21 protein-coding genes are annotated in these 24,742 nt (G+C 69.6%); 17 read left to right on the forward strand and 4 right to left on the reverse strand.

Annotation, left to right across the window (positions count from 1 at the left end; all coding sequences use genetic code 11):
• Window positions 1-95 precede the first annotated feature (95 nt).
• Window positions 96-2,072, forward strand: coding sequence for a threonine--tRNA ligase (gene thrS / locus AB0I77_RS48355; protein ID WP_363289355.1), 1,977 nt, complete (start codon window positions 96-98; stop codon window positions 2,070-2,072).
• Between the two features lie 90 nt (window positions 2,073-2,162).
• Entirely contained in the window at window positions 2,163-2,711 is a 549-nt protein-coding gene (locus tag AB0I77_RS48360) for an HIT domain-containing protein (protein ID WP_363289356.1), read from the forward strand.
• A gap of 64 nt (window positions 2,712-2,775) precedes the next feature.
• Here AB0I77_RS48360 and AB0I77_RS48365 read toward each other — a convergent pair whose 3' ends face one another.
• Together AB0I77_RS48365 and AB0I77_RS48370 are read right to left on the reverse strand one after the other, a co-directional pair.
• The gene (locus tag AB0I77_RS48365; RefSeq protein WP_363289357.1) at window positions 2,776-4,434 is read right to left on the reverse strand and encodes a hypothetical protein; all 1,659 of its coding nucleotides are present in this window, start codon (window positions 4,432-4,434) and stop codon (window positions 2,776-2,778) included.
• A gap of 184 nt (window positions 4,435-4,618) precedes the next feature.
• Entirely contained in the window at window positions 4,619-6,817 is a 2,199-nt protein-coding gene (locus AB0I77_RS48370; RefSeq protein ID WP_363289390.1) for an elongation factor G-like protein EF-G2, read from the reverse strand.
• Between the two features lie 271 nt (window positions 6,818-7,088).
• Between AB0I77_RS48370 and pgsA the strand changes: the two genes are divergently transcribed.
• The 15 genes from pgsA (at window position 7,089) to relA (ending at window position 22,362) form a co-directional block, all read left to right on the forward strand.
• Window positions 7,089-7,817, forward strand: a complete 729-nt coding sequence (gene pgsA, locus AB0I77_RS48375; RefSeq protein WP_363289391.1) for a phosphatidylinositol phosphate synthase — start codon at window positions 7,089-7,091, stop codon at window positions 7,815-7,817.
• Window positions 7,814-8,734: a phosphatidylinositol mannoside acyltransferase gene (locus tag AB0I77_RS48380; RefSeq protein ID WP_363289358.1), complete on the forward strand. Its 921-nt coding sequence runs from the start codon at window positions 7,814-7,816 to the stop codon at window positions 8,732-8,734. The genes pgsA and AB0I77_RS48380 overlap by 4 nt, the downstream gene beginning before the upstream one ends.
• Window positions 8,731-9,897 carry a glycosyltransferase family 4 protein gene (locus AB0I77_RS48385; protein ID WP_363289359.1) on the forward strand — a complete coding sequence of 389 codons (1,167 nt, stop codon included), beginning with the start codon at window positions 8,731-8,733 and terminating at the stop codon, window positions 9,895-9,897. Before AB0I77_RS48380 ends, AB0I77_RS48385 begins: the two co-directional genes overlap by 4 nt.
• Before the next feature lie 70 nt (window positions 9,898-9,967).
• The gene (locus tag AB0I77_RS48390) at window positions 9,968-10,510 is read left to right on the forward strand and encodes a hypothetical protein (protein WP_363289360.1); all 543 of its coding nucleotides are present in this window, start codon (window positions 9,968-9,970) and stop codon (window positions 10,508-10,510) included.
• Window positions 10,511-10,644: 134 nt separating this feature from the next.
• Entirely contained in the window at window positions 10,645-11,556 is a 912-nt protein-coding gene (gene pdxS / locus AB0I77_RS48395; protein WP_363289361.1) for a pyridoxal 5'-phosphate synthase lyase subunit PdxS, read from the forward strand.
• Window positions 11,557-11,581: 25 nt separating this feature from the next.
• Entirely contained in the window at window positions 11,582-12,181 is a 600-nt protein-coding gene (gene pdxT / locus AB0I77_RS48400; RefSeq protein WP_363289362.1) for a pyridoxal 5'-phosphate synthase glutaminase subunit PdxT, read from the forward strand.
• Window positions 12,182-12,238: 57 nt separating this feature from the next.
• Window positions 12,239-12,991: a YebC/PmpR family DNA-binding transcriptional regulator gene (locus tag AB0I77_RS48405; protein ID WP_363289363.1), complete on the forward strand. Its 753-nt coding sequence runs from the start codon at window positions 12,239-12,241 to the stop codon at window positions 12,989-12,991.
• 117 nt (window positions 12,992-13,108) lie between these two features.
• The gene (gene ruvC / locus AB0I77_RS48410; RefSeq protein WP_363289364.1) at window positions 13,109-13,639 is read left to right on the forward strand and encodes a crossover junction endodeoxyribonuclease RuvC; all 531 of its coding nucleotides are present in this window, start codon (window positions 13,109-13,111) and stop codon (window positions 13,637-13,639) included.
• Window positions 13,636-14,241 (forward strand): Holliday junction branch migration protein RuvA, encoded by a 606-nt coding sequence (gene ruvA, locus AB0I77_RS48415; protein ID WP_363289365.1) that lies wholly within the window; start codon window positions 13,636-13,638, stop codon window positions 14,239-14,241. The genes ruvC and ruvA overlap by 4 nt, the downstream gene beginning before the upstream one ends.
• 34 nt (window positions 14,242-14,275) lie before the next feature.
• Window positions 14,276-15,346 (forward strand): Holliday junction branch migration DNA helicase RuvB, encoded by a 1,071-nt coding sequence (ruvB, locus tag AB0I77_RS48420; protein ID WP_363289366.1) that lies wholly within the window; start codon window positions 14,276-14,278, stop codon window positions 15,344-15,346.
• 165 nt (window positions 15,347-15,511) lie between these two features.
• Entirely contained in the window at window positions 15,512-16,030 is a 519-nt protein-coding gene (gene yajC / locus AB0I77_RS48425) for a preprotein translocase subunit YajC (protein WP_363289367.1), read from the forward strand.
• A gap of 132 nt (window positions 16,031-16,162) precedes the next feature.
• On the forward strand, window positions 16,163-17,920 hold the full coding sequence (secD, locus tag AB0I77_RS48430; RefSeq protein WP_363289368.1) for a protein translocase subunit SecD: 1,758 nt from the start codon (window positions 16,163-16,165) through the stop codon (window positions 17,918-17,920).
• 1 nt (window position 17,921) lies between these two features.
• The gene (gene secF, locus AB0I77_RS48435; RefSeq protein WP_363289369.1) at window positions 17,922-19,043 is read left to right on the forward strand and encodes a protein translocase subunit SecF; all 1,122 of its coding nucleotides are present in this window, start codon (window positions 17,922-17,924) and stop codon (window positions 19,041-19,043) included.
• Window positions 19,040-19,588, forward strand: coding sequence for an adenine phosphoribosyltransferase (locus tag AB0I77_RS48440; RefSeq protein WP_363289370.1), 549 nt, complete (start codon window positions 19,040-19,042; stop codon window positions 19,586-19,588). The genes secF and AB0I77_RS48440 overlap by 4 nt, the downstream gene beginning before the upstream one ends.
• Window positions 19,589-19,818: 230 nt before the next feature.
• Window positions 19,819-22,362, forward strand: a complete 2,544-nt coding sequence (gene relA / locus AB0I77_RS48445) for a GTP pyrophosphokinase (protein ID WP_363289371.1) — start codon at window positions 19,819-19,821, stop codon at window positions 22,360-22,362.
• A gap of 69 nt (window positions 22,363-22,431) precedes the next feature.
• Here relA and AB0I77_RS48450 read toward each other — a convergent pair whose 3' ends face one another.
• Together AB0I77_RS48450 and AB0I77_RS48455 are read right to left on the reverse strand one after the other, a co-directional pair.
• Window positions 22,432-23,661 (reverse strand): DUF349 domain-containing protein, encoded by a 1,230-nt coding sequence (locus AB0I77_RS48450; protein ID WP_363289372.1) that lies wholly within the window; start codon window positions 23,659-23,661, stop codon window positions 22,432-22,434.
• Window positions 23,662-23,796: 135 nt separating this feature from the next.
• The gene (locus AB0I77_RS48455; RefSeq protein WP_363289373.1) at window positions 23,797-24,630 is read right to left on the reverse strand and encodes a peptidylprolyl isomerase; all 834 of its coding nucleotides are present in this window, start codon (window positions 24,628-24,630) and stop codon (window positions 23,797-23,799) included.
• Window positions 24,631-24,742 lie beyond the last annotated feature (112 nt).

A 24,742-nucleotide genomic window follows, 5' to 3' on the forward strand; every position in this document is an offset into this window, starting at 1 on the left:
ATCCGTTTCGCGGTCGGCGGCCCGGGGTCGGTACGATCCCGTCATGCGCGCGCTCACGGTATGGCGCCGCATCCCCCTTCAGTCAGGAGAGACCGGTGTCAGACGTCCGTGTGATCATCCAACGCGATTCCGAGCGGGACGAACGCGTGGTGACGACGGGCACTACGGCCGCCGACCTCTTCGCCGGCGAGCGCTCGATCATCGCCGCCCGCGTGGGTGGCGAGCTCAAGGACCTCGCGTACGCGCCCGCCGAGGGCGAGGTCGTGGAGCCGGTGGAGATCTCCTCCGAGGACGGCCTGAACATCCTGCGCCACTCCACCGCGCACGTCATGGCGCAGGCCGTGCAGGAACTGTTCCCCGAGGCCAAGCTGGGCATCGGCCCGCCGGTGAAGGACGGCTTCTACTACGACTTCGACGTCGAGAAGCCGTTCACGCCCGAGGATCTCAAGGCCGTCGAGAAGAAGATGCAGGAGATCCAGAAGCGCGGCCAGCGCTTCTCGCGCCGCGTGGTGACCGACGAGGCCGCCCGCGCGGAGCTGTCCGACGAGCCGTACAAGCTGGAGCTGATCGGCCTCAAGGGCGCGGCGTCCAGCGACGACGGCGCGGACGTCGAGGTCGGCGCCGGCGAGCTGACGATCTACGACAACCTGGACGCCAAGACCGGCGACCTGTGCTGGAAGGACCTCTGCCGCGGTCCCCACCTGCCGTCGACCCGTGCGATCCCGGCGTTCAAGCTGATGCGCAACGCGGCCGCCTACTGGCGCGGCAGCGAGAAGAACCCGATGCTCCAGCGCATCTACGGCACGGCCTGGCCGACCAAGGACGAGCTGAAGGCGCACCTCGACTTCCTCGCCGAGGCCGAGAAGCGCGACCACCGCAAGCTGGGCAGCGAGCTGGACCTGTTCTCCATCCCGGAGCAGATCGGCTCCGGCCTCGCGGTCTTCCACCCCAAGGGCGGCATCGTCCGCCGGGTCATGGAGGACTACTCGCGCCGCCGCCACGAGGAGGAGGGCTACGAGTTCGTCTACACCCCGCACGCGACGAAGGGGAAGCTCTTCGAGACCTCGGGCCACCTGGACTGGTACGCCGACGGCATGTACCCGCCCATGCAGCTCGACGAGGGCGTGGACTACTACCTCAAGCCCATGAACTGCCCGATGCACAACCTGATCTTCGACGCGCGTGGTCGTTCGTATCGTGAACTGCCGCTGCGGCTCTTCGAGTTCGGGACCGTGTACCGGTACGAGAAGTCGGGCGTCGTGCACGGGCTGACCCGGGCCCGCGGCTTCACCCAGGACGACGCGCACATCTACTGCACGCGTGAGCAGATGGCCGAGGAGCTCGACAAGACGCTCACCTTCGTCCTCGGGCTGCTGCGGGACTACGGTCTGACCGACTTCTACCTGGAGCTGTCGACCAAGGACCCGGAGAAGTTCGTCGGCTCCGACGACGCCTGGGAGGAGGCCACGGAGACCCTCCGCCAGGTCGCCGAGAAGCAGGGGCTGCCTCTCGTGCCGGACCCGGGCGGCGCCGCCTTCTACGGCCCGAAGATCTCCGTCCAGACCAAGGACGCCATCGGCCGCACCTGGCAGATGTCGACCATCCAGCTCGACTTCAACCTGCCGGAGCGGTTCGAGCTGGAGTACACCTCGCCCGACGGCTCCAAGCAGCGGCCGGTCATGATCCACCGGGCGTTGTTCGGGAGCATCGAGCGGTTCTTCGCGGTGCTGCTCGAGCACTACGCGGGTGCCTTCCCGGCGTGGCTGGCTCCGGTGCAGGCGGTCGGTATCCCGGTGGGCGACGCGCATGTGGAGTACCTGGAGAAGTTCGCCGCTGAGGCGAAGAAGAAGGGGCTGCGGGTCGAGGTGGACTCGTCGTCGGACCGGATGCAGAAGAAGATCCGTAACTCTCAGAAGCAGAAGGTCCCGTTCATGATCATCGTCGGGGACGACGACATGAACGCGGGCACGGTGTCGTTCCGGTACCGCGATGGATCGCAGGAGAACGGAATCCCACGCGACGAAGCGATGGCGAAGCTCGTTGACGTGGTGGAGCGTCGCGTTCAGGTGTGACGTGGTCCCCGCCGCTGCGGGGCAGGTGGCCCCCGGGTTCCTACCCGGGGGCCTTTCCTGACCCGTGACCGGACGCCATATGCTTCACGCATGACGAGTGAGCCGGAGCAGCAGTGGGGAGTGGGGACCCAGGACGCGTTCCAGCGCCTGTGGACGCCCCATCGGATGGCCTACATCCAGGGCGAGAACAAGCCGACCGGCCCCGGTGCCGACGACGGCTGCCCCTTCTGCTCCATCCCGGCCAAGTCCGACGAGGACGGGCTGGTCATCAGGCGCGGCGAGCAGGTCTACGCGGTGCTCAACCTGTACCCGTACAACGGTGGCCATCTCATGGTCGTGCCCTACCGTCACGTGGCGGACTACACGGACCTCACGGACCCGGAGACGGTGGAGCTCGCCGCTTTGACCAAGCAGGCCATGACGGCCCTGCGCACCGCCTCCGGCGCCCACGGCTTCAACATCGGCATGAACCAGGGTTCCGTGGCCGGCGCGGGTATCGCCGCCCACCTCCACCAGCACATCGTCCCGCGCTGGGGCGGCGACACGAACTTCATGCCGGTGGTCGGTCACACGAGGGTGCTGCCGCAGCTGCTGGCGGATACCCGGAAGATGCTGGCGGAGGCCTGGCCGACGAGCTGATCCGACGGGCTGATCCGAGGGGCGCCGGGGGCCGTGTGCCCCCGTTGCGCCGCGCCCCCTGGACCTACGCGTCGTACAGGTCGGCCTTCCTGGGCGTCGGGTCCTGCACGGCCGTGCTGAGGAACGACGACCGGTTGCCGAACTTCTCCGTGTCCACGCCGTTCTCCTTGAGCACCCGGATCGCCGCGGCGTGCACCACTCGCAGCACCGGTGTCGCGGCGCGCAGCGCGTCGTCGGCCATGAACCGGTGCCGCCAGGGCCGGTCCGCCCACACGTGCCGCATTCCGAACGGCTCGGGCAGCGCGAGCCCGCCGCCGAGCCAGTTCAGCAGCGGCGGATACCAGGTCAGCGGCGCCCGCGCGGTGAGGCGGACCACCTCGTCCGCGTCGACCAGCGGAAGCTTCACCTTCCGGGTCTCCCAGAACTTGAGCGACTTCTGGACTTCCTTCTCCTTGGCCGCCGGCTTCGAGGTGAACAGCCCGTGCACCGGTCCCAGCGCATGACCGGTCACCTCGATGCGCAGGGTCTCGTGCAGCACGGTCACCGTGATCATCATCGTGATGACCAGCTGTCCGTCCCACAGAGTCCACTGCACGCCCAGGTAGTGCCGGTCACCGGCGCCGAACTGCTGCTTGTTGCAGATGTCCTGTATGGCATGCGACTTGACCTGGTACGCCTCGACGTCCGTGCCTTCCGGCCGGGACACCTCCTTCGCGTTCTCCGCGATGGGCGTGACGACCCAGTGCCGTACGGACGGCTTGGGGAAGCCGCCGGTGTTGATCGTGTTCCGCTCCAGCATGCGCAGCTGGTCGTGGATCGAGCGTATGACGTCCCAGCTGCGGAAGGGGTGGATCTCCCGGGTGGGGTCGGCCGAGACGAGGTCCTCGGCGAGCTGCCAGCTGCCCCAGCGGGTGCCCATGCCGAGTATGCCCTTGGGTCCGGCGTAGAACACGGAGTTGGACTGCTGCTCGGCGCTGAGCTTGGCGAGGGACTGGCGCAGTTGTTCGGCCGCGGTTTCGCGGGGGCTGCTCGGTACCGCCTCGGGCACCTTGGCCCCGACGCTGCTGCCGGAGAGCAGGCTGTCCCAGCGCTCCCGCAGGTCGGCCGCCGTGCGCTCGCAGATCTGTTTGGCCCAGAACCAGCCGACCACGGGAAGGACGACCGCCGCGCGCGCGTACCAGGCCCAGAATCCCGTGAAGGGCATGCGGATCAGGAAGAGCACGGCGAGGGCGCCCACCCCGACGAGCAGCGCGGTGGCGAGCGCGCCGGCCCGGCCGTTCTGCTTGGCGATGGTCGTGCGGATCTGGAAGACCAGCAGCCAGACGAGGAGCCCGGGCAGGAACAGCAGACCGCACAGCACCATGACGATGCTCAGCAGGTTGTCGCGGTCCCTGCGGATGTTGTTCGCCGCGAGGCAGTGCTCGACCACGACCTGCGGCTCGGCGCCGAAGGACTGGATGAGCGGCTTGCGGCCGCCGCCCAGCATGCGGGCGACGACGGCCCCGGAGAAGGCCTCGCCCAGGTTGGGCCGGAAGATCCGCGCCCATTTGCGGCCGTCCTTGACGGTCGATTCGTGCCACTCGTTGTTCGCGTTGAGGATGTCCTTGACGTCGTTGTCCCGGTAGGCCGCCGAGGCCAGCGCGAACGTCGGCGTCTGGCCTTCGTCGCCCATGCGTGGCACCTGCGGACCGAAGAAGTTCGCGTAACCGCTCTCAACGGTCATTCCCGCCCCCGATCGCCGCAAGTCTTGCTCCTGCGGCCTTCCCGACTTCCGTGCTTCGCACACCTGTTGATCAGGTCATCAGCGTATCCGCAGGCACTGACATTAGCCGGTGGACGGCCGAAGCCGTCCACCGAGGCGGAGGGGAGCCTTCCGCAAAAGCCACTTGTCGGGTGCCCGGCGCCAACTACGAGGCGTCGCGCATCTCTTCACGGAGCCTTTCCGCGATCTGCGGGGGCATCGGTTCGTGTCGTGCGTAGGAGCGGTTGAAGCGTGCGGTGCCGTGCGACAGGGAGCGCAGATCGACGGCGTACCGGCCGATCTCGATCTCGGGTACCTCGGCCCGCACCAACGTCCGTCCGTTGCTGGTCTGTTCCGTGCCGAGGACCCGGCCGCGGCGCCCGGACAGGTCGCTCATCACCGCGCCCACGTAGTCGTCGCCGACCAGGACGCTCACCTCGGCGACCGGCTCCAGCAGGTGGATCCGCGCGTCGGCCGCGGCTTCCCGCAGCGCCAGCGCGCCGGCCGTCTGGAACGCGGCGTCCGAGGAGTCCACGGAGTGCGCCTTGCCGTCCAGCAGTGTGACCCGGATGTCGATGAGCGGATAGCCCGCCGCAACTCCCCTGGCGGCCTGGGCCCTTACGCCCTTCTCGACGGACGGGATGAACTGGCGGGGCACCGCGCCGCCGACGACCTTGTCGACGAACTCGATGCCCGAGCCGCCCGGCAGCGGCTCCACCTCGATCTCGCAGATGGCGTACTGCCCGTGCCCGCCGGACTGCTTCACGTGGCGGCCGCGGCCCGCCGACTTGGCGGCGAACGTCTCCCGGAGGGAGACCTTGTGCGGTACGACGTCGACCTGGACGCCGTACCGGTTGCGCAGGCGTTCCAGCGCGACGTCGGCGTGTGCCTCGCCCAGGCACCACAGCACCACCTGGTGGGTGTCCTGGTTCTGTTCGAGCCGCATGGTCGGGTCCTCGGCGACCAGCCGGGACAGGCCCTGGGAGAGCTTGTCCTCGTCCGCCTTGCTGTGCGCATGGATGGCGAGCGGCAGCAGCGGATCGGGCATCTCCCACGGCTCCATGAGCAGGGGGTCGTCCTTGGCCGAGAGCGTGTCCCCGGTCTCCGCGCGGCTCAGCTTCGCCACGGACGCGAGGTCGCCGGCGATGCAGTGGGTGAGCACCCGCTGCTGCTTGCCGAAGGGCGCGGACAGGGCGCCGATCCGCTCGTCGACGTCGTGATCCTCGTGCCCGCGGTCGGCGAGACCGTGCCCGGACACGTGCACGGTCTCGTCCGGGTGCAGCGTGCCGGAGAAGACCCGTACCAGGGAGACGCGGCCGACGTAGGGGTCGGACGACGTTTTCACGACCTCCGCGACCAGTGGTCCGTCCTTGTCGCACAGTTTCAGCTCGCGCGGTTTGCCGTCGACGGTGGTGACCTTGGGTGCCTCGCGCTCCAGCGGGGTCGGGAAGCCACGCGTGACCAGTTCCAGCAGTTCGAGCGTGCCGAGCCCCTGCCGGGCGCCCTCGGCCGCGGGGGCGGCGGCCAGGACCGGGAAGAAGACCCCGCGCGCGACGGCCCGTTCCAGGTCCTCCACCAGCGTCTTGAAGTCGATCGGCTCGCCGCCGAGGTACCGGTCCATGAGGGTCTCGTCCTCGCTCTCCGAGATGATCCCCTCGATCAGCCGGTTGCGGGCGTCCTCGATCAGCGGCAGCTGGTCCTCGCCGGGCTCGGACTCCTTGCGTTCCCCGGTCGAGTAGTCGAACAGCTTCTGCGACAGCAGCCCGATCAGCCCGGTCACGGGCGCGTGCCCGTCCGGCGCCTGCGGGCCGTGCAGCGGCAGGTACAGCGGCAGTACGGCGTCGGGGTCGTCGCCGCCGAAGGCCTCGGCGCAGATCCGCGTCATTTCCTCGAAGTCCGCCCGGGCGGCCTCCAGGTGCGTGACGACGATGGCCCGCGGCATGCCGACGGCCGCGCACTCCTCCCACACCATGCGGGTCGAGCCGTCCACCCCGTCGGAGGCCGAGACGACGAAAAGGGCCGCGTCCGCCGCTCGCAGACCGGCCCTGAGTTCTCCGACGAAGTCGGCGTATCCGGGGGTGTCGAGAAGGTTGATCTTGTATCCGTCCCATTCGACGGGTACCAGGGAGAGCTGCACCGAGCGTTGCTGCCGGTGCTCGATCTCGTCGTAGTCGGAGACGGTGCCGCCGTCCTCCACGCGGCCCGCCCGGTTCACTGCTCCCGCCGTCAGCGCGAGAGCCTCCACCAATGTCGTCTTGCCCGATCCGGTGTGGCCGACCAGCACCACATTCCGTACGGACGCGGGGTGGTCGGCCGCCGTTGCCCTGCCGGCGGCTCCGGGGTGTGCGTTCGCCTTGTCGCCCATGGCCTTGCCTCCCGTGCACGGTGAGGTCTCTGTGGGCGCGGACATGCGGGATCCGCGTGCGGTGGCGGCTCCGGCGACGCCCGCGGTGTCCTTCGAGCTTTCCACTCCCGTCACGGTGCGTCCATACGGAGGACGGGATCGCGCCACTGGACCTCGACGGCGGTGCCACTGGCCCTTGAGGGCGGCGCGACCGCGCCGTGACCGGGATGGCGTCAGGCCGTGACCCGGGCTGACGGTGCCCGGCCGTCGTCCACGCGCGCGCGTGGCTACGATGGGCCAGCCGGTGGTCAGCAGGGGCCGCTCGGCCACACCGACCCTCGGGAAGGCCATGCTGAACAAGTACGCGCGTGCATTCTTCACGCGTGTTCTCACACCGTTCGCCGCGTTTCTCATCCGGCGGGGCGTCAGCCCCGACACGGTCACGCTGCTCGGCACCGCCGGCGTGGTCGCGGGCGCGCTGGTCTTCTATCCCATGGGTGAGTTCTTCTGGGGCACGGTCGTGATCACGCTGTTCGTGTTCTCCGACCTCGTCGACGGCAACATGGCCCGCCAGCTGGGCCGCACCAGCCGCTGGGGCGCCTTCCTGGACTCCACGCTCGACCGGGTCGCCGACGGCGCCATCTTCGGCGGCTTCGCCCTCTGGTACGCGGGCAGCGGCGACGACAACGTCCTGTGCGCCGTCTCGATCTTCTGTCTGGCCAGCGGCCAGGTGGTGTCGTACACGAAGGCCCGTGGCGAATCGATCGGCCTGCCGGTCGCCGTCAACGGGCTCGTCGAGCGGGCCGAGCGGCTGGTGATCGCCCTGGTCCTGGCCGGGCTGGCGGGGCTGCACAAGTTCGGCGTGCCGGGTATCCAGTACCTGCTGCCCGTCGCGCTGTGGATCGTCGCCGTCGGTAGCCTGGTCACGCTGATCCAGCGGGTCGTCACGGTCCGCCGGGAGTCCGCCGAGGCGGAGGCCGCGGCCGCTCAGGAGAAGCAGGGGAGCGAGGCGGCGAAGTGAGCGCTCAGGACCGGGTCACCGACGCGCTGTACGGCCTCGGCTGGGGCGTGGTGAAGAAGCTGCCCGAGCCGGTCGCCACGCGCCTGGGCGGGAGTATCGCCGACCTCGCCTGGAAGCGGCGCGGCAAGGGCGTGCGGCGGCTGGAGAGCAACTACGCGCGCGTGGTGCCCGACGCGTCCCCCGAGCGCCTGGCCGAGCTCTCGCGCGCGGGCATGCGGTCGTACCTGCGCTACTGGATGGAGTCCTTCCGGCTGCCGGCCTGGAGCGCCGAGCGCGTCAGGAACGGCTTCGATCCCAAGGACCTGCACCACCTCACCGACGGCCTCGCGGCCGGCAAGGGCGTCATCCTGGCGCTGCCCCACATGGCCAACTGGGACCTCGCCGGAGCCTGGGTCACCACCAGGCTGGACACGCCGTTCACCACCGTCGCCGAGCGCCTCAAGCCGGAGACGCTGTACGACCGTTTCGTCGCCTACCGCGAGGGCCTCGGCATGGAGGTCCTGCCGCACACCGGCGGCACCGCGTTCGGCACGCTGGCCCGGCGGCTGCGCGACGGCGGCCTGGTCTGCCTGGTCGCCGAACGGGACCTGTCCTCCTCCGGCGTCGAGGTCCAGTTCTTCGGCGAGGCCACCCGGATCCCGGCCGGCCCGGCGCTGCTCGCCCAGCAGACCGGGGCGCTGCTGCTGCCGGTGACGCTCTGGTACGACGACTCACCCGTCATGCGCGGCCGGGTGCATCCTCCGGTCGAGGTACCCGAGTCAGGTACGCGGGCCGAGAAGACGTCTGTCATGGCACAGGCGCTGGCCGATGCCTTCGCCGCGGGGATCGCCGACCATCCGGAGGACTGGCACATGCTCCAGCGCTTGTGGCTCAAGGACCTCGACTCCGCGCGTTCTCCCGCCGGGGGGACAGCGTGAGGATCGGCATCGTCTGCCCGTACTCCTGGGACGTGCCGGGCGGCGTCCAGTTCCACATCCGGGATCTGGCCGAGTACTTCATCCGCCTCGGGCACGAGGTGTCCGTGCTCGCCCCCGCCGACGACGAGACCCCACTGCCGCCGTACGTCGTCTCGGCCGGCCGCGCCGTGCCGGTGCCGTACAACGGCTCGGTGGCCCGCCTGAACTTCGGCTTCCTGAGCGCCGCCCGGGTACGCCGCTGGCTGCACGACGGCCACTTCGACGTCGTGCACATCCACGAGCCGACCTCGCCCTCGCTGGGCCTGCTGACCTGCTGGGCCGCGCAGGGACCGATCGTCGCCACCTTCCACACCTCGAACCCGCGCTCCCGGGCCATGATCGCCGCGTACTCGATCCTCCAGGCCGCCCTGGAGAAGATCAGCGCCCGGATCGCGGTGAGCGAGTACGCCCGGCGCACGCTCGTCGAACACCTCGGCGGCGACGCGGTGGTGATCCCGAACGGCGTCGATGTCGACTTCTTCGCCCGGGCCGAGCCCAGGCCCGAGTGGCAGGGCGAGACGATCGGCTTCGTCGGCCGTATCGACGAGCCTCGCAAGGGCCTGCCGGTGCTGATGAAGGCCCTGCCCAGGATCCTCGCCGCGCGCCCGCAGACCCGGCTGCTGGTGGCCGGCCGCGGTGACGAGGAGGAGGCCGTGGAGACGCTGCCCGAGGAGCTGCGCTCGCGCGTGGAGTTCCTCGGCATGGTCAGCGACGAGGACAAGGCCCGCTTCCTGCGCAGCGTCGACCTGTACGTCGCCCCCAACACCGGCGGCGAGAGCTTCGGGATCATCCTCGTCGAGGCGATGTCGGCGGGCGCCCCGGTGCTGGCCTCGGACCTGGACGCCTTCGCCCAGGTGCTGGACCAGGGCGCGGCGGGCGAGTTGTTCGCCAACGAGGACGCGGACGCGCTCGCCGAGGCGGCCCTGCGGCTGCTCGGGGACCCGGTGCGGCGCGAGGAGCTGCGGGAACGCGGCAGCGCGCACGTACGGCGGTTCGACTGGTCGACGGTCGGCGCGGACATCCTGTCCGTCTACGAGACGGTGACGGCGGGGGCGGCGGCGGTCGCCGCGGCCGAGGACCGGCCCCCGGGGCTGCGGGCGCGACTGGGGCTGGCGCGGGACTGAGGCCGCTGTCCGACGGGGTGGGGGTGAGGCCCCGTAGAGCTGATCCCGCACCCCGGTAACCTTGCCGCCCGTGACCGCAACCCTGATCTGGATCCTCGTCGCGCTCGTCGCGATCGGCCTGTACCTGAGCTGGACGGCGGGACGGTTGGACCGGCTGCACGCCCGGATCGACGCGGCGCGGGCCGCGCTGGACGCGCAACTGCTGCGCCGCGCCTCGGTGACCCAGGAACTGGCCACCTCCGGAGTGCTCGATCCGGCGGCGTCGATCGTCCTGTACGAGGCGGCGCACGCCGCCCGCCAGGCCGAGGAGGAACAGCGGGAGTTCGCCGAGAGCGAGCTGAGCCAGGCGCTGCGGGCCGTGTTCGCCGAGACGCAGCAGGTGGAGGCGGTACGGGAGGCGCCCGGGGGAGAGGCGGCGGCCCGTGAGCTGACCCAGGCGGTGCGCAGGGTGCCGATGGCCCGGCGCTTCCACAACGACGCCGTACGCGCGGCACGAGCCCTGCGCAGGCACCGCAAGGTGCGCTGGTTCCGGCTGGCGGGCCACGCGCCGTTCCCGCTGGCGTTCGAGATGGACGACGAGCCACCGGCGGCCTTGGCGGACCGTCCGGCATAGCCCCTGCTCGCGGGCCGTCGGCCGGAAAACGATCCACTGCCTCCTCATTGGCCCTTGATGTGGCCTGGTTCTTCCCGTTTCCTCAGTGATGCAGAGTGATGCAGAAACCCTTTTTCACTTCAGTGAGGTCACCCGTGTCCAGCACGCTTTCCGACAACCAGGCTCCCGAGACCGGCACCGCCCGCGTGAAGCGCGGCATGGCCGAGCAGCTCAAGGGCGGCGTGATCATGGACGTCGTCACGCCGGAGCAGGCGAAGATCGCCGAGGACGCGGGCGCCGTCGCCGTCATGGCCCTGGAGCGGGTCCCGGCCGACATCCGCAAGGACGGCGGCGTGGCCCGCATGTCCGACCCGGACATGATCGAGGGCATCATCGAGGCCGTCTCGATCCCGGTCATGGCCAAGTCCCGCATCGGCCACTTCGTCGAGGCCCAGGTCCTGCAGTCCCTCGGCGTCGACTACATCGACGAGTCCGAGGTCCTCACCCCGGCCGACGAGGTCAACCACTCCGACAAGTGGGCGTTCACCACCCCCTTCGTGTGTGGCGCCACCAACCTCGGCGAGGCCCTGCGCCGCATCGCCGAGGGCGCCGCGATGATCCGCTCCAAGGGCGAGGCAGGCACCGGCAACGTCGTCGAGGCCGTCCGCCACCTGCGCCAGATCAAGAACGAGATCGCCCGGCTGCGCGGCTACGACAACAACGAGCTGTACGCCGCCGCCAAGGACCTGCGGGCCCCGTACGAGCTGGTCAAGGAAGTCTCCCAGCTCGGCAAGCTCCCGGTCGTGCTGTTCTCCGCCGGCGGCGTGGCCACCCCCGCCGACGCCGCGCTCATGCGCCAGCTCGGCGCCGAGGGCGTCTTCGTCGGCTCCGGCATCTTCAAGTCCGGCGACCCGGCCAAGCGTGCCGCCGCCATCGTGAAGGCGACCACCTTCTACGACGACCCGAAGATCATCGCCGACGCGTCCCGCAACCTCGGCGAGGCCATGGTCGGCATCAACTGCGACACCCTCCCCGAGTCCGAGCGCTACGCCAACCGCGGCTGGTAAGTCGCCCCCTTAGGACTGCACTTACATGACCGACGCACCTGTCATAGGCGTCCTGGCCCTCCAGGGCGACGTACGGGAGCACCTCATCGCCCTGGCCGCGGCCGACGCCGTGGCCAGGCCGGTGCGACGCCCCGACGAACTCGCCGAGGTGGACGGCCTCGTCCTCCCCGGCGGCGAGTCCACGACCATCTCCAAGCTGGCCGTCCTCTTCGGCGTGATGGAGCCCCTCCGCGCGCGCGTGCGGGACGGCATGCCCGTCTACGGCACCTGCGCGGGCATGATCCTGCTCGCCGACAAGATCCTCGACCCGCGCTCGGGCCAGGAGACGATCGGCGGCATCGACATGATCGTGCGCCGCAACGCCTTCGGACGGCAGAACGAATCCTTCGAAGCGGCCGTCGACGTCCGGGGCATCGGGGGCGATCCTGTAGAAGGCGTCTTCATCCGTGCCCCCTGGGTCGAGTCCGTCGGCGCCGAGACCGAGGTACTGGCCGAGCACGACGGCCACATCGTGGCGGTCCGCCAAGGCAACGCGCTCGCCACGTCGTTCCACCCGGAGCTGACCGGCGACCACCGCGTGCACTCCCTGTTCGTCGACATGGTGCGCGCGTACCGGACGGCGTAGTCCTTGTAGGATCTCTGGGGTTCGTACAGAGATGGGTTACGCGAAGGAGACAGGCAGATGTCCGGCCACTCTAAATGGGCCACGACGAAGCACAAGAAGGCCGTGATCGACGCCAAGCGCGGCAAGCTCTTCGCGAAGCTGATCAAGAACATCGAGGTCGCGGCGCGGATGGGCGGCGTCGACCTCGACGGCAATCCGACTCTGTACGACGCCGTGCAGAAGGCGAAGAAGTCGTCGGTTCCCAACAAGAACATCGACTCCGCGATCAAGCGGGGTGGCGGTCTCGAGGCCGGTGGCGCCGACTACGAGACCATCATGTACGAGGGTTACGGCCCCAACGGCGTCGCGGTGCTCATCGAGTGCCTCACGGACAACCGCAACCGCGCCGCCTCCGACGTGCGCGTCGCCATGACCCGCAACGGCGGTTCCATGGCCGACCCGGGCTCGGTGTCGTACCTCTTCAACCGCAAGGGCGTCGTCATCGTCCCCAAGGGCGAGCTGGGTGAGGACGATGTCCTCGGCGCAGTCCTGGACGCGGGCGCCGAGGAGGTCAACGACCTGGGCGAGTCCTTCGAGATCATCTCCGAGGCAACTGACCTGGTCGCGGTCCGCACCGCCCTCCAGGACGCCGGGATCGACTACGACTCCGCCGACGCCAACTTCGTCCCGACCATGCAGGTCGAGCTGGACGAGGAGGGCGCCAAGAAGATCTTCAAGCTGATCGACGCACTCGAGGACAGCGACGACGTGCAGAACGTCTTCGCCAACTTCGATGTCAGCGACGAGATCATGGAGAAGGTCGACGCGTAACGCTGCCGCGAGCGGGGCGAGTTTCAAGCGGGCTGGTGGGACACGTCCTACCGGCCCGCCGTCGTTGTCGGTGGCACCCGATAGCCTGCACAAACAGGCGATCGAAGGAGGGGCTCGGTGCGGGTACTGGGTGTTGACCCCGGGTTGACCCGGTGCGGTGTCGGGGTGGTCGAAGGCGTCGCGGGCCGGCCCTTGACCATGCTCGGCGTCGGAGTCGTACGCACGCCCGCGGACGCCGAGTTGGGGCAGCGCCTCGTCGCCGTGGAGCAGGGCATCGAGCGGTGGCTGGACGAACACCGGCCCGAAATCGTCGCCGTGGAGCGGGTGTTCAGCCAGCACAACGTACAGACGGTGATGGGCACCGCCCAGGCCAGTGCCGTAGCGATGCTCTGTGCGGCCCGCCGCGGCATCCCCGTGGCCCTGCACACCCCCAGCGAGGTCAAGGCCGCCGTCACCGGCAGCGGTCGCGCCGACAAGGCCCAGGTCGGTGCCATGGTCACCCGCCTGCTGCGGCTCGACGCGCCGCCGAAACCCGCCGACGCCGCCGACGCCCTCGCGCTCGCCATCTGCCACATCTGGCGCGGCCCCGCCCAGAACCGACTCCAGCAGGCCGTCGCCCTGCACGCATCGAAAGGCCGTACGGCATGATCGCCTTTGTCAGCGGCAAGGTCGCCGCGCTCGCCCCCGACGCCGCGGTGATCGAGGTGGGGGGCGTCGGCATGGCGCTCCAGTGCACGCCGAACACGCTGTCCACACTCCGCATGGGACAGCCCGCCAAGCTCGCCACCTCCCTCGTCGTACGGGAGGACTCCCTCACCCTGTACGGCTTCGCGGACGACGACGAACGGCAGACCTTCGAACTGCTCCAGACCGCCAGCGGCGTCGGCCCCCGCCTGGCCCAGGCCATGCTGGCGGTGCACTCTCCGGACGCCCTGCGCCGGGCCGTCTCCACCGGCGACGAGAAGGCGCTCACCGCCGTCCCCGGCATCGGCAGGAAGGGCGCTCAGAAGCTGCTCCTGGAGTTCAAGGACCGCCTCGGCGAGCCGATCGGCACCCCCGCGATCGGCACACCGGTCACCGCCGGCTGGCGCGACCAGCTGCACGCCGCGCTGGTCGGCCTGGGGTACGCGACCCGTGAGGCCGACGAGGCCGTGTCCGCCGTGGCACCCCAGGCGGAGGCCGCGGGGGGCACGCCCCAGGTCGGGCAGCTGCTGAAGGCGGCCCTGCAGACCCTGAACCGCACCCGCTGAACCACCCGCGCCCTTACGAGACCCCGAGGCATCCATGAACTGGGACGACACGACGGACACCTCCGCCGCGGAGCGGCTGGTGGACTCTGTCGCCGACCGTGAGGACCAGGCCGTCGAGGCCGCCCTGCGCCCCAAGGACCTGGACGAGTTCATCGGCCAGGAGAAGGTCCGCGAACAGCTCGACCTCGTCCTGCGTGCCGCACGCGCGCGTGGCGCCACCGCTGACCATGTCCTGCTCTCCGGTGCCCCCGGCCTCGGCAAGACCACCCTGTCGATGATCATCGCGGCCGAGATGAACGCCCCGATCCGGATCACCAGCGGTCCCGCGATCCAGCACGCCGGCGATCTCGCCGCGATCCTCTCCTCCCTCCAGGAGGGCGAGGTCCTCTTCCTCGACGAGATCCACCGCATGTCCCGGCCCGCCGAGGAGATGCTCTACATGGCGATGGAGGACTACCGCGTCGACGTCATCGTCGGCAAGGGCCCCGGCGCCACCGCCATCCCGCTCGAACTGCCGCCCTTCACCCTGGTCGGCGCCACCACCCGCGCGGGCCTGCTGCCGCCCCCGCTGCGCGACCGGTTCGGCTTCACCGCGCACATGGAGTTCTACGAGCCCGTCGAGCTGGAGCGCGTCATCCACCGCTCGGCGAGTCTGCTGGACGTCGAGATCGAGGCCGACGGCGCCGCCGAGATCGCCGGCCGTTCCCGGGGCACGCCCCGTATCGCCAACCGCCTGCTGCGCCGCGTGCGCGACTACGCCCAGGTCAAGGCCGACGGCCTGATCACCAGGGAGATCGCCGGGGCGGCCCTGGCGGTCTACGAGGTCGACGCCCGGGGCCTGGACCGCCTCGACCGCGCGGTCCTGGAAGCCCTGCTCAAGCTGTTCGGCGGCGGCCCCGTCGGCCTGTCGACGCTCGCGGTCGCGGTGGGGGAGGAGCGTGAGACCGTGGAGGAGGTCGCCGAGCCCTTCCTCGTCCGCGAGGGCCTGCTCGCCCGTACCCCCCGCGGCCGGATCGGTACGCCCGCCGCATGGGCGCATCTCGGCCTCACCCCGCCCCGCTCGGCGGCCTCCGGAAACGGACAACAGGACTTGTTCGGGGCGTGACGGGGAACGGCAGTGGCCGGGCCAGGAACCCTGGTGCCATGCTGAGCGTTGTTCCTTGCGCGCGGACTCGCTTAGACTCCGCCGATGCCGCCTTCGTCGGCGGTATACATACCCCCAACCATCAGGCCGCTCACCATCGCGGTCGCGTGAAGGAAGTTCCGACCCGTGAGTCTCGTGACCCTCCTCCCGTTCATCGTGCTCATCGGGGCCATGTTCCTGATGACCCGCTCGGCCAAGAAGAAGCAACAGGCGGCCGCGCAAATGCGGAATGAAATGCAGCCCGGCAGTGGCGTCCGCACCATCGGGGGCATTTACGCGACGGTGAAGGAGGTCAATGAGGAGACGGTCCTCCTCGACGCCGGCCCGGGCGTCGACCTGCTGTTCGCCAAGAACTCCATCGGTGCCGTTCTCTCGGACGACGAGTACAACCGCATCGTCCACGGCATCGAGCACGACCTGAAGTCCGACCCCGACGTCATCCCGGACGACGCTTCCTCCCTCACCGAGACCGACGAAACCGACGAGCCCGCCGCCGACGCTTCCGCCGCTTCCGACGACAAGTCCGTCGACCTTGGTAAGAAGGACACGACCGAAAAGCCTGCCGACGCAGAGCCCGCAGAGGTCGCCGAGGCGAAGACGGACGACGAGCCGAAGAAGACCGACGGCGACTCCGAGGCGAAGTAGTCGCACTCCGGGGGGCGCGGGCAAGCTCCGCGCCCCCCGGGGCCTGCGCAGCTCGCACGGGATCGCGACACCACGTCATGGCCGCCCGTCCGCCGACCCGGCGCGAGGCGGCCCGAGAGGGAGTACGAGAAGGTGGCAGCACCTAAGAAGGGCCGGAGCGCGAGTGCCCAGAGCAAGCCAGGGCGCTCGCTGGTCCTCATCCTGATCGCCATCGTGGCGCTCACCGGAGGGATGTTCCTCTCCGGGCACACCACTCCGCGTCTCGGTATCGACCTGGCCGGTGGCACGAGCATCACGCTCCGGGCGGTCCCCGAGGCCGGCCAGGAATCCGCGATCAACAAGACCAACATGGACACCGCGGTCGACATCATGAACCGCCGTGTCAACGGTCTTGGCGTCTCGGAGGCCGAGGTTCAGACCCAGGGCGAGGCGAACATCATCGTCAACATCCCCAAGGGCACGAACTCCAAGGAGGCCCAGGACCAGGTCGGTACCACCGCCAAGCTCTACTTCCGGCCGGTCATCGCCACCGAGGTCTCCGGCGCCGCCGCGACGGCCAGCCCGTCGCCGAGCGCCTCCGGCAGCCCCACCGGCAAGCCCACGGACTCCGCGGACAAGGCGACCTCGTCCTCGTCTCCCCCCAGCTCCGGCACCCCGTCGGCTACCCCCACCTCGCAGGGCCGCGCGGTCACCGACGCCCTCAAGGCCGACCCCACGCCGTCCACGAGCGCCTCGGCCTCCGCCAGCGCCTCGCCGTCCGCCGGCGGCACCGACGACGCGACCGCCAAGCTCCAGGCCCAGTACGCCGCACTGGACTGCACCAAGCCGGCGGTCCGGGCCGATGCAGGCAAGGGCGCCAAGCCCACCGACACGACCGTTGCCTGCGGCCAGAACTCGCAGGGTCAGTGGCAGAAGTACGTGCTGGGTCCCGCCGCGGTCGACGGCACCGACGTCGACGAGGCGAGTGCCGTCTTCAACACGACGACCGCCGCCGGCTGGACCGTCACCATGAAGTTCACGGGCAGTGGCTCCAAGAAGTTCGCGGACATCACCGGCCAGCTTGCCAAGAACCAGTCCCCGCAGAACCAGTTCGCCATCGTCCTGGACGGCGAGGTCGTCTCCGACCCCTTCGTCAACCAGGCGCTGACCGGCGGCAACGCGGAGATCTCCGGCAGCTTCAACCAGGAGGAGGCCCAGAGCCTCGCCAACATGCTGTCGTACGGTGCGCTGCCGCTGACCTTCAAGGAGGACAGCGTCACCACGGTGACCGCCGCGCTCGGCGGTGAGCAGCTCCAGGCCGGTCTGATCGCCGGCGCGATCGGCCTCGCCCTGGTGGTCCTCTACCTGGTGGTGTACTACCGCGGCCTGTCGCTCATCGCCGTCGCCTCGCTGCTGGTCTCCGCCGCCCTCACCTACGTGATCATGTCGCTGCTCGGCCCGGCCATCGGTTTCGCGCTGAACCTGCCGGCCGTGTGCGGTGCCATCGTCGCGATCGGTATCACAGCGGACTCGTTCATCGTGTACTTCGAACGGGTCCGGGACGAGATCCGCGAGGGCCGCTCGCTGCGCCCCGCCGTCGAGCGGGCCTGGCCGCGTGCCCGGCGCACCATCCTGGTCTCCGACTTCGTGTCGTTCCTCGCCGCGGCGGTGCTGTTCATCGTCACCGTCGGCAAGGTCCAGGGCTTCGCGTTCACGCTCGGCCTGACCACCGTCCTCGACGTGGTGGTCGTCTTCCTCTTCACCAAGCCGCTGCTGACGATCATGGCGCGCTCGAAGTTCTTCGGCAGCGGTCACAGCTGGTCCGGCCTCGATCCCAAGCGACTGGGTGCCCAGCCCCCGCTGCGCCGCACCCGCCGTCCCTCCGCCCCCGTCGACACGAAGGAGGCGTGAGATGTCGAAGCTCGGCACCCTCGGCGCCCGGCTGCACCGCGGCGAGATCGGCTACCACTTCGTCGGAAACCGCAAGATCTGGTACGGCATCTCGATCCTGATCACCATCACGGCCATCGTCGGCCTGGCGGTGCGCGGCCTGAACATGGGCATCGAGTTCCAGGGCGGCGCCGTCTTCACCACCCCGAAGAGCACCCCCGCCTCGGTCTCCCAGGCCGAGACGTACGCGGAGGAGGCGTCCGGCCACGACGCGATCGTGCAGAAGCTCGGCAACGGCAGCATGCGCATCCAGATCGCCGGCCTGGACACCGACAAGTCCAACCAGGTCAAGGCGGAACTCGCCAAGGACCTGAAGGTCGACTCCGAGAACATCAACGCCGACCTGGTCGGCCCCAGCTGGGGCGAGCAGATCGCCAACAAGGCCTGGCAGGGCCTCGGCATCTTCCTGGTCCTGGTCGTGATCTATCTGGCGATCGCCTTCGAATGGCGCATGGCGGTCGCCGCGTTCGTCGCGCTGATCCACGACATCACCATCACGGTCGGCATCTATGCCCTCGTCGGCTTCGAGGTCACGCCCGGCACGGTGATCGGTCTGCTCACCATCCTCGGTTACTCGCTGTACGACACCGTCGTCGTCTTCGACAGCCTCAAGGAACAGACGAAGAACATCACCAAACAGACCCGCTGGACCTACAGCGACGTCGCGAACCGCTCGATCAACAGCACCCTGGTCCGCTCCATCAACACCACGGTGGTCGCGCTGCTGCCGGTGGCGGGCCTGCTGTTCATCGGCGGCGGTGTGCTCGGTGCCGGCATGCTCAACGACATCTCCCTGTCGCTGTTCGTCGGCCTCGCCGCCGGTGCGTACTCCTCGATCTTCATCGCCACGCCGCTCGTCGCCGACCTCAAGGAGCGCGAGCCGCAGATGAAGGCGCTCAGGAAGCGCGTCCTCGCCAAGCGGGCGCAGGCCGCCACGACGGGCGAGGCGCTGGACGCTCCGGTCGCCGACGAGCCGTTCGACGACGAGGAATCCGAGGACGTGGCTCCCGCGGTGGTCGGCCCCCGCAACCAGCCCGCGTCCCGCAACCGCGGCCGCGGCCGTCCCTCGGGGAAGCGCCGATGACCGAGCTCACCGACGTCGCAGAACTGCTCCTCAGCCGCATCCGCGACGTGGCCGACTACCCCGAGCCGGGCGTGATGTTCAAGGACATCACCCCGCTGCTCGCGGACCCGGCGGCGTTCACGGCGCTCACCGACGCGCTCGCCGACATCGCCGGGAACACCGGAGCAACGAAGATCGTCGGCCTGGAGGCCCGCGGCTTCATCCTCGGCGCCCCGGTCGCCGTCCGGGCCGGCCTCGGCTTCGTCCCCGTGCGCAAGGCGGGCAAGCTCCCCGGAGCCACCCTCAGTCAGGCGTACGACCTGGAGTACGGCTCAGCCGAGATCGAGGTACACGCGGAGGACCTGTCTTCCGACGACCGTGTCCTGGTGGTCGATGACGTGCTGGCCACCGGGGGCACGGCCGAGGCCTCGATCCAGCTGATCCGCCGGGCCGGCGCCGAGGTCGCGGGCCTGGCCGTCCTGATGGAGCTCGGCTTCCTCGGCGGCCGTGCCCGCCTGGAACCGGCGCTCGCCGGCGCCCCGCTGGAGGCTCTGCTCAAGGTCTGAGCCACCTGCACACCACCCCTGCGCCAAGGGTGCGCGACGGCCGTACGAAAGCCTTGTGTCACCCGCAGGACACCGCGAAGGCGGGCCCGGAGGAATCCGGTGCCCGCCTCTCGTGTTTCTCCAGTAGACGGCTCTCACATCGGCCTGAAGGCGATCCTGGGGCGGGGGATCGCTACCATGGGGTTTCCGGAGCCTGACCGGGGGACCCGGATCGCGCACGAGGAGTCCTCTTGCCAGACGAGGCCCAGCCACTTACCGCCGCAAAGCCCGAGCCCAGCTCGGCTCCGGCGGCCAAGCCCGCGCCGAAGACGCCGCAGGAGAAGAACGACACCAGCGGGCCGGTCCAGCACGCCCATTCCGCACCGGTCGAGAAGCCGGCCGAGCAGCCGCGCCCCAAGCCCGCCGAGTCGTCCCAGCGCCCCGTGAACCCGCCCGCGGTCCGCCCGGCGGCCGGCCAGTCCCCCCGCTCCGGCTCCTCCAACCGCGTCCGCGCCCGCCTCGCCCGCCTCGGAGTACAGCGCTCCAACCCGTACAACCCGGTACTGGAGCCGTTGCTGCGGATAGTCCGCAGCAACGACCCGAAGATCGAGACCGTGACGCTGCGGCAGATCGAGAAGGCCTATCAGGTCGCCGAGCGCTGGCATCGCGGCCAGAAGCGCAAGAGCGGCGACCCGTACATCACGCACCCGCTCGCGGTGACCACGATCCTCGCCGAGCTGGGCATGGACCCGGCCACGCTGATGGCCGGTCTCCTGCACGACACCGTCGAGGACACCGAGTACGGCCTCGACCAGCTCCGCCGCGACTTCGGCGACTCCGTGGCCCTGCTCGTCGACGGCGTCACCAAACTGGACAAGGTCAAGTTCGGCGAGGCCGCGCAGGCCGAGACCGTGCGCAAGATGGTCGTAGCGATGGCCAAGGACCCGCGCGTCCTGGTCATCAAGCTCGCCGACCGCCTGCACAACATGCGCACCATGCGTTACCTCAAGCGCGAGAAGCAGGAGAAGAAGGCGCGCGAGACCCTCGAGATCTACGCGCCGCTCGCCCACCGGCTGGGCATGAACACCATCAAGTGGGAGCTGGAGGACCTCGCGTTCGCGATCCTCTACCCCAAGATGTACGACGAGATCGTCCGCCTGGTCGCCGAGCGCGCCCCCAAGCGCGACGAGTACCTCGCCATAGTGACCGACGAGGTCCAGTCCGACCTGCGCGCGGCCCGTATCAAGGCGACCGTCACCGGCCGCCCGAAGCACTACTACAGCGTCTACCAGAAGATGATCGTCCGCGGCCGTGACTTCGCGGAGATCTACGACCTGGTGGGCATTCGTGTACTGGTCGACACCGTCCGCGACTGCTACGCGGCCCTCGGCACGGTGCACGCGCGATGGAACCCGGTCCCCGGCCGGTTCAAGGACTACATCGCGATGCCCAAGTTCAACATGTACCAGTCGCTGCACACGACGGTCATCGGGCCCAACGGCAAGCCCGTCGAGCTCCAGATCCGTACGTTCGACATGCACCGCCGCGCCGAGTACGGCATCGCCGCGCACTGGAAGTACAAGCAGGAGGCCGTCGCCGGCGCCTCCAAGGTCCGCACCGACGCGCCGAAGTCGTCCGGCAAGGGCAAGGACGACCACCTCAACGACATGGCGTGGCTGCGGCAGCTGCTGGACTGGCAGAAGGAGACCGAGGACCCGGGCGAGTTCCTGGAGTCCCTGCGCTTCGACCTGTCCCGCAACGAGGTCTTCGTCTTCACCCCGAAGGGCGACGTCATAGCGCTCCCGGCCGGGGCCACCCCGGTGGACTTCGCGTACGCGGTCCACACGGAGGTCGGCCACCGGACCATAGGAGCACGGGTCAACGGCAGGCTCGTACCGCTCGAATCCACCCTGGACAACGGCGACCTGGTCGAGGTCTTCACCTCCAAGGCGTCCGGCGCGGGCCCCTCCCGCGACTGGCTCGGCTTCGTGAAGTCGCCGCGCGCCCGCAACAAGATCCGGGCATGGTTCTCCAAGGAGCGCCGTGACGAGGCGATCGAGCACGGCAAGGACGCGATCGTCCGCGCGATGCGCAAACAGAACCTGCCGATCCAGCGCATCCTGACCGGCGACTCGCTCGTCACGCTCGCCCACGAGATGCGCTACCCGGACATCTCCGCGCTGTACGCGGCGATCGGCGAGGGCCATGTCTCCGCGCAGAACGTCGTGCAGAAGCTCGTCCAGGCGCTCGGCGGCGAGGAGGCCGCCACCGAGGAGATCGACGAGTCGATCCCGCCGGCCCGCGGCCGCAGCCGCAAGCGGCGCAGCAGCAACGACCCGGGTGTCGTCGTCAAGGGCGTCGACGACGTCTGGGTGAAGCTGGCCCGCTGTTGTACGCCCGTACCCGGCGACCCGATCATCGGATTCGTCACGCGCGGTAGTGGAGTATCGGTTCACCGCAGCGACTGCGTGAACGTGGACTCACTGTCCCGCGAACCCGAACGCATCCTGGAAGTCGAGTGGGCGCCCACCCAGTCCTCGGTCTTCCTGGTCGCCATCCAGGTCGAGGCCCTCGACCGCTCCCGGCTGCTGTCGGACGTCACCCGTGTCCTGTCCGACCAGCACGTCAACATCCTCTCCGCGGCCGTCCAGACCTCGCGCGACCGCGTCGCCACCTCCCGCTTCACCTTCGAGATGGGCGACCCGAAGCACCTCGGACACGTCCTCAAGGCGGTCAGGGGCGTCGAGGGTGTGTACGACGTGTACCGGGTGACGTCGGCGCGCAGCCGGGCGTAGCACCGCATACGGCAGAGGGGCTCCCGTACCGGAAAGGTACGGGAGCCCCTCTGCCGTATGCCCGAGGCGTCAGCCGCCGAACTCCTCCAGCCCCTTCAGAGCCTGGTCCAGAAGTGCCTGGCGGCCCTCCAGCTCCCGCTCCAGCTTGTCGGCCCTGGAGTTGTTGCCCTGGGCCCGCGCCTGCTCGATCTGGCCCTTCAGCTTGTCCACCGCCGCCTGGAGCTGACCGGTCAGACCCTCGGCACGCGCGCGTGCCTCCGGGTTCGTCCGGCGCCACTCGGTCTCCTCGGCCTCCTGGAGGGCCCGCTCGACGGCCTGCATCCGGCCCTCGACCTTCGGCCGCGCGTCGCGCGGCACATGGCCGATGGCCTCCCAGCGCTCGTTGAGCGAGCGGAACTGGGCGCGGGCGGTCTTCAGGTCGCCGATCGGCAGGAGCTTCTCGGCCTCCTCGGCCAGCTCCTCCTTCAGCTTCAGGTTCTCCGACTGCTCGGCGTCGCGCTCGGCGAAGACCGAGCTGCGGGCGGCGAAGAACACGTCCTGGGCGCCGCGGAAGCGGTTCCACAGGTCGTCCTCGTGCTCGCGCTGGGCGCGGCCCGCGGCCTTCCACTCCGCCATCAGCTCGCGGTAGCGCGCGGCAGTCGGACCCCAGTCCGTCGACCCGGACAGCGCCTCGGCCTCGCCGACCAGCCGCTCCTTGGTGCGGCGGGCCTCCTCGCGCTGCGCGTCCAGCGACGCGAAGTGCGCCTTGCGGCGCTTGGAGAACGCCGAGCGGGCGTGCGAGAAGCGGTGCCACAGCTCGTCGTCCGACTTGCGGTCCAGCCGCGGCAGACCCTTCCAGGTGTCCACCAGGGCCCGCAGCCGCTCACCGGCCGCCCGCCACTGGTCGGACTGCGCCAGCTCCTCCGCCTCGACGACGAGCGCCTCCTTGGCGTGCCGCGCCTCGTCCGACTGCTTCGCCCGCTGCGCCTTGCGCTCCTCGCGGCGCTTGTCGACGGTCTCCACGAGCTTGTCCAGCCGGACCCTGAGCGCACCCAGGTCGCCGACCGCGTGGTGGGCGTCGACCTGCTCGCGAATGTGGTCGATGGCGGCCATCGCGTCCTTCGCGGACAGGTCCGTCGTCTTCACTCGCTTCTCGAGGAGGCCGATCTCGACAACCAGGCCCTCGTACTTGCGCTCGAAGTAGGCCAGTGCTTCCTCGGGGGAGCCTGCCTGCCAGGAACCGACGACCTGCTCGCCGTCGGCCGTACGCACGTACACGGTCCCCGTCTCGTCGACGCGGCCCCACGGGTCGCTGCTCACAGCGCCTCCTCCACATGATGCCTGCGAGGGGCTTCAGCGCCCCCGAGCATCGTCCACAGTTTCGTCACGGCCAACATAGGCGACCGGCGGGTTGCCTGTCCGCATCCCGCGCGACCGAAATTCCGCTGTTGGGAGTCAGGATTTGGTGACGGTTGCCTTGTTGATCACCACGGTCGCGTTCGGTGCGGTGTTGCCCGTCGTGGGGTCCGCGGGCTGGGCTCCGGCGGCGGCGATCTTCTTGAGAACCTTCATGCCGGATTCGGACACGGTACCGAACGGTGTGTAGCTGGGCGGCAGCTGACTGTCCTGGTAGACGAGGAAGAACTGGCTGCCGCCGGTGTTCTTCTGCCCGGTGTTGGCCATCGCGATCGTGCCCGCCGGGTAGACGTTGCCCTTCAGGCTTTTGTCCTTCAGGTTCTCGTCCGGGATGGTGTAGCCGGGACCGCCGCTGCCGCTGGCCGTGGGGTCGCCGCACTGCAACACGTAGATGCCCTCGTTGGTGAGCCGGTGGCACTTCGTGTGGTCGAAGAAGCCCTTTCCGGCCAGGAAGTTGAACGAGTTCACGGTGTGCGGCGCGGCCGATGTCTTCAGCGCGATGTCTATCTCACCGCACGTCGTCGCGAGCTTCATCGTGTACTCGGCCGACTTGTCGATGGTCATCGCCGGCTCCTTCTTCCAGGTCGCCGTCTTGACCTTGCCCGCCGCGGGCTTCTCGCACGGATCCGGCGCCTTGCTGGTCGCCGCCGCGCTCGGGCTCGCGCTCGTCTCGGAGCCGGCGTTGGCCTTGTCGTCGTCCTTGAAGACCCCGGCGGCGTACAGGGCGCCGCTGCCCACCAGGACCACGCCGAGCACCGACGCGATCACCGAGTTGCGCATGCGCGCCTTGCGCCGCGCGGACGTGCGCCGCTGCTGTTGCCGCAAGAACTTCTCCCGGGCGAGCTGACGCTTCCGCTGTTCCTGGGTGACCACCGGATTTTCTCCTCATGCGTCTCGTACGTCGACTGGGACGCGTGCGTCTTGTGAGCCGACAGCCTGCGTGTGCCCCGTACCGTATATGGGTTAGCTGAGGAATCGGCAGCGC

Source organism: Streptomyces sp. NPDC050619, assembly GCF_040654815.1.
Classification (GTDB): domain Bacteria; phylum Actinomycetota; class Actinomycetes; order Streptomycetales; family Streptomycetaceae; genus Streptomyces.